Here is a 5,028-nt window from a genome sequence, read left to right on the forward strand (position 1 = left end):
GTTGACATAGGCGATGGCCTCGTCGATGTCGCGACAGGCCACGACCGGCAGGACGGGGCCGAAAATTTCTTCCTGCATGATCCGCATGTCGTCGCGCGCATCGAGCACCAGCGTCGGCGCCAAGGTGTGAGCGCGGCCGCCGGCTTCGCCCGGATTGCGTCCGACCTCCCGAATGCGCGCCCCCTTGGCGCGGGCGTCGTCGATCAATCCGGTCAGACGACCGAAATGGCGGTCGTTGACGATGGACGTGTAGTCCTTGCTCGCCGGACCTGCCGGATAGAGCGCGGCCGCCGCCTTGTCGAAAGCGGCGGCGAAAGCCTCGATCCGGTCCTCCGGCACGAGCGCATAATCCGGCGCGATGCAGGTCTGGCCCGCATTGGCCAGTTTGCCGTAAGCGATGCTCGCCGCCGCGCTATCCAGCGCATGGCCCTTCGCGACAATGACCGGCGATTTTCCGCCCAGCTCCAGCGTGACGGGCACGAGATTTTCGCTGGCGGCTTTCATGACCGCGCGCCCGACCGGCGTGCTGCCCGTGAAGACGAGGTGATCGAACGGAAGCTCGGAAAAGGCCGCTCCGGTGGAGGCGTCGCCTATGACGACCGCGACTTCGTCCTGCGGGAACAGGTCCGCCAGCATCGTGGCGAGCAGATCGCTCGCGGCGGGCGTGAACTCGGACGGCTTGATCATCGCCTTGTTCCCGGCGGCGATCGCCGTCGCCAGCGGCATGAGCGCGAGCGAGACAGGATAGTTCCAGGGCGCCATAATGCCGACCACGCCAAGCGGCTGATATTCGATGCGCGCGCTTCCGAAACGCATCGGCAGGCCGACGTTACGGCGCGTCGGCCTCATGAAGCGGGGCAGATTCCGATGGAGATAATCGACGCCCATGACGAGCGACATGACTTCCATGATCGCCGTCTCGTGGCGGGAGCGGTGGCCAAAATCGGCGTGCAGCGCGTCTTCGATCTCGCGCCGGCGCGAGATGACGGCGCCGCGAAGTTTCTTCAGCGCCGCGCGGCGCTGGCCGAGCGATGGCGGGCCGTCGCGCAGGAAAGCGGCGCGCTGGTCGCCAAGGATCTGGTCAAGGCGATGATCGGCATCGATGGCCGTGACGGCGTTCATGCTCCGCTCCCATGTTGACGGCGCCAACTTATCAATATTGACATAAAACCAGAAGTAGGCGATGTCAACATATGTTTTCACCGTCAACTTCGAGGCAAAATGCAGGACGCTGAAAAACGCCCCTATCATCATGGCGACCTCAGGCGGACCATCATTGAAACCGCCATGGATATAATGAACGAAGAAAAAGGCTGGCAGTTCACGCTGCGGGAAGTCTCGCGCCGCGCGGGCGTCAGCCATGCGGCGCCCTACAAGCATTTTCCGGACAAGGCCGCCCTGCTGAATGAATTGGCTCTGCTCGGCTTCGACCGCCTTTACGAGGCGCTAGTGGCGGCTAAGCCTCGACAGCCGAACGTCATCCGCGACGCGTTTCTCGCCATAGCGCAGGCCTATCTCGACTTCGGCAAATCCAACCCCGCCCTCTACCGACTGATGTTCAGCGCCGAAGCCGGCAAGGCGGCCGATGTGCATCTGAACGAGCGAGCGCTTGCCGCATTCGGCGTACTGATCGCCTTGCTGGAGCGCGGGCAGTCCGAGGGAAAGTTGCGAAATCGCGACGTCCGCGGCCAGGCGACCGCCTGCTGGGCGGAAATGCACGGCGTCACCTTGTTGACGATCGACGGGCTGCTCCTGCCCGAGAAAGTCGGGCCCAACGCCCTCGACAACGCCCTCCTCACGCTGCTGGAGGGGCTGGAGAAGTAAGGGATAACGTCGCTCCTCGCCCGCAACGATGAAACCGTTCGGGCGTTCTTCAGGAAAGCGGCGGCGCGACACGGGAGGCGACCGCTCTTTTCACGCCCGACCGGGAGCCACCGCCATGTCCAGCGAGACCCAGTCCGACGCCGAAACGCATGAGGTCTTCAACCAGCCGTCCGAACTAGTGGATTACAATCTCTTCGCCGGCGATTGCGCGCTGCGGGAGGCTGTCGGACGCGAAGGACCCGGCCTCGCCCTCGGCGAATTCGAGTCGCTGGGCGCGCGAATGGGCGCGGCGGCTTATCTCGAACTGGGCGCCCAGGCGAACAGACATGCGCCCGAATTGGAGACGCATGACCGCTATGGCAGGCGGATCAATCGCGTAACCTATCATCCCGCCTATCACGCGCTGATGGACGCGGCGGTCAAGGCCGGGCTGGCTGCCTCTCCCTGGAGCGCGCCTGGCCCCAACGCCCATGTCGCCCGCGCGGCGCGATTTTACCTGCAGACGCAGGTCGAGGCCGGGCATCTTTGTCCGATCACCATGACTTTCGCGGCCACGCCCGTCCTCGCGCGGCAAGCGGAACTGGCCGCCGCATGGCTGCCGAAGGTCCATTCCGGCCGCTACGACCCGAGCGACGCGCCGATCTCCCGGAAGCACGGCGCGACCATCGGCATGGCGATGACCGAAAAGCAGGGCGGCTCCGACGTCCGCGCCAATACGACCCGGGCCGTTCCCCTGGAGGACGGCCTCTATTCCCTTGTCGGACACAAATTTTTCGTCTCCGCGCCCATGTCCGACGCCTTTCTGATCCTCGCCCAGGCGCCCGGCGGCCTGTCCTGTTTCCTCATGCCGCGCTGGCGGCCGGACGGAACCCGGAACGCGTTCCAGATCATCCGATTGAAGCGGAAAATGGGGAACGTCTCCAACGCCACCTGCGAGGCCGAATTGCGCGGCGCGATGGCGTGGCTGGTCGGCCCGGAAGGCCGCGGGATCGCGACCATTCTCGAAATGGTGTCGCTGACGCGCTTCGACTGCATGATCGGCTCCGCCGCCGGCATGCGGATCGCGACGGCGCAGGCCATCGACCATTGCCGCCAGCGCAAGGCGTTCGGCGCCCTTCTGATCGACCAGCCCCTGATGCGAAATGTGCTCGCCGATCTGGCGGTCGAATCCGAAGCGGCCTTGGTCTATGGCCTGCGCGTCGCCGGCGCGCTCGACAACAATGAAGAAGCCTTCGCGCGCGTCGCGATTCCGCTCGGCAAATATCGGATCTGCAAACAGACCCCGGCCCACGCCTATGAAGCGATGGAATGTCTGGGCGGGTCCGGCTTCATGGAAGATTCGCCGATGCCGCGGCTCTATCGCGAAGCGCCGGTCAACGCCATCTGGGAAGGCAGCGGAAATATCCAGTGTCTGGACCTGTTGAGGGCTTTGAAGCGAACGCCGGATTCGCTCGACGCCTGTCTCGCGGAGATCGCGCAGGCGCGCGGCGAGCATCGGGCGCTTGACGGCCATCTGGACGCCTTGAAAGCCGACGCTTTGGACATAAGCGGTCTGGAAAGCGGCGCCCGCGATTTCGCCGACCGGCTGTGTTGCGCCTTGCAGGCCGCGCTGCTCATCCGGCACGCACCGGCGGCGACGGCCGACGCCTTCTGCCGCTCCCGGCTCGAAGGCCGGGGCCGTCCTCTCTACGGCGCGCTGCCGAAGGATGTGGACTTTCGCGCCATTATCGAGCGCGCGGCGCCTCGATAGGGTGAGGCGCCGCCGATTTATAGATCCAGCCGCGACGAGCCAGCCATTTCTCCATTTCGACAATGAAGAAGGTCAGGCTCGACAGAGCCAGACAGGCCGCAAGCTCCGGCAGCGACAGGGGCGACGTCCTGAAGATCGCATTGAGGCTCGGCAGATAGATCACCGCCAATTGCAGGACGACGGTCAGGAGGACCGCGCCAAGCAAAGGCATGTTGCTGAACAGGCCGAGCCGGAACAAGGACTCGCTCTCGGAGCGGATCGCGATGACATGGGCCATCTGCGACAAGGCCAGGACGGTGAAGACCATCGTCTGCCAATGGCCGAGGCCGAACCGGATCGAAACCGCCTGGGTCAGCAAAGTGATGGCGCCGATCGAAAGACCGACCCACAGGATGTGCCACCCCATGCCGCGCGCGAAAATGCTTTCGCCGGAGGGGCGCGGCGGACGTCGCATCACGGCGCGTTCGGCCGGCTCCGCCGCGAGCGCTATCCCCGGCAGGCCGTCGGTGACGAGGTTGATCCACAGGATCTGGATCGGCAGCAGCGGAATCGGCAGGCCGAAGAATGGCGCCAGAAAGATCGACCAGATCTCGGCGGCGTTGCAGGTCAGGATATAGCGGATGAACTTGCGGATATTGTCGAAGATGCGCCGCCCTTCCGCGATGGCGGCGACGATGGTCGCGAAATTATCATCGAGCAACACGAGGGCGGAGGCTTCGCGGGCGACATCCGTGCCCGATTTGCCCATGGCGACGCCAATATCGGCGCGCAGCAGCGCCGGCGCGTCGTTGACGCCGTCGCCGGTCATAGCGACGAATTCGCCGCGCGCCTGAATCGCCGCCACGATCCTAATCTTCTGCTCGGGATCGACGCGAGCGAAAACCCGGGTGCGATTGATCCGCCCCGCCAGTTCGGCGTCGGAAAGCCCGCGCAATTCCGGCCCGGTCATGACTTCGTCATCAGGGCCGAACATGCCCAGCGCCAGTGCAATCGCCTTCCCGGTCACGGGATGGTCGCCGGTGATCATTACAGGGGTCACGCCGGCGGCGCGGCATTGCGCCACCGCCGCCTTCGCCTCGGGACGCGGCGGGTCCTGAAGCCCGACGAAGCCAAGAAAGGTCAGGTCCGTTTCAATCGTGGCGGGATCGGCGCATTCGGGCAGCGCCGCCCAATCGCGGGACGCCACCGCAAGGACGCGCAGCCCGTCCGCCGCCATGGCTTCGGCGGCGGCGAGCAGGCTTTTGCGCTCCGCCTCACCCGCCTTGCAAAGCGGCAGCAGGCTCTCCGGCGCGCCCTTGCTATAGGCGATAAAGCGGTCGCCGTCGCGATGGAAGGTCGTCATGCGCTTGCGGTCGGAATCGAACGGCAGCTCCTGGACCCGTGGCGCCGCGCGGCAGCGCTCTTCTTTGGCGCGGCCCTTTTCGGCGGCGATGCGCCAGAGCGCGATTTCCATC

At 65.3% G+C, this 5,028-nt stretch carries 4 protein-coding genes; 2 read left to right on the plus strand and 2 right to left on the minus strand.

Going from position 1 to position 5,028, the window contains the following annotated elements:
- A partial coding sequence (locus ACE3S9_RS14605; RefSeq protein ID WP_374547212.1) for an aldehyde dehydrogenase family protein occupies positions 1-1,122 on the minus strand: 1,122 nt, incomplete at its 3' end.
- A gap of 99 nt (positions 1,123-1,221) precedes the next feature.
- On the opposite strand from ACE3S9_RS14605, the gene ACE3S9_RS14610 reads away from it, so the two are divergent.
- On the plus strand, positions 1,222-1,824 hold the full coding sequence (locus tag ACE3S9_RS14610) for a TetR/AcrR family transcriptional regulator (RefSeq protein WP_374547213.1): 603 nt from the start codon (positions 1,222-1,224) through the stop codon (positions 1,822-1,824).
- A gap of 115 nt (positions 1,825-1,939) precedes the next feature.
- Positions 1,940-3,574 carry an isovaleryl-CoA dehydrogenase gene (locus tag ACE3S9_RS14615; RefSeq protein ID WP_374547214.1) on the plus strand — a complete coding sequence of 545 codons (1,635 nt, stop codon included), beginning with the start codon at positions 1,940-1,942 and terminating at the stop codon, positions 3,572-3,574.
- On the opposite strand, the gene ACE3S9_RS14620 is transcribed toward ACE3S9_RS14615, so the two are convergent.
- The coding region (locus ACE3S9_RS14620; RefSeq protein WP_374547215.1) for a cation-translocating P-type ATPase at positions 3,549-5,028 on the minus strand (1,480 nt) is incomplete at its 5' end. The two genes, ACE3S9_RS14615 and ACE3S9_RS14620, sit on opposite strands and share 26 nt — an antisense overlap.

Source organism: Rhodoblastus sp., assembly GCF_041915505.1.
Taxonomy (GTDB): Bacteria; Pseudomonadota; Alphaproteobacteria; order Rhizobiales; family Beijerinckiaceae; genus Rhodoblastus.